This is a genomic window from Duganella qianjiadongensis (genome assembly GCF_009857915.1).
Lineage (GTDB): Bacteria > Pseudomonadota > Gammaproteobacteria > Burkholderiales > Burkholderiaceae_D > Rugamonas > Rugamonas qianjiadongensis.
The window spans coordinates 1-404 of sequence record NZ_WWCM01000080.1 but is presented as its reverse complement, the minus strand read 5'-3'; the positions used below and the strand labels follow the sequence as shown (position 1 = coordinate 404).

The 404-nt window shown below is 41.8% G+C and carries 1 rRNA gene; it reads left to right on the top strand.

Going from position 1 to position 404, the window contains the following annotated elements:
- Nucleotides 1-108: ribosomal RNA gene (gene rrf / locus GTP27_RS23355) — 5S ribosomal RNA — on the top strand; the annotation flags it as partial.
- Between the last annotated feature and the right edge of the window lie 296 nt (nt 109-404).

Genomic DNA, 404 nt, shown 5'->3' with positions numbered 1-404 from the left:
TGACCATAGCAAGTTGGTCCCACCCCTTCCCATCCCGAACAGGACCGTGAAACAACTCTGCGCCGATGATAGTGCTGCAACCAGTGTGAAAGTAGGTTATCGTCAAGCTAGTTATTAGAGAAACCCCCTTCAGTCGAAGACTGTCGGGGGTTTTTTGCTTTAAGTGTAAGCCTATGATTTTTGAGCTTACAAAGAGTCTTGACGAAACAGTATAAACAGTTCATACTCTTGCCTCTTCGCTGATGAACACAACGCTTCTCAGCAAGCAGTACCGAACAAGTTCTTTAAAAATTCACAGTCGATAAGTGTGGACGTTTGATGAAAGTGCACACGAAGCTAGTCTTCGTGATACTTAAAAAATATTAAATGTTCACAAGAAATAAATGAAATAGGACGCTTCGTAA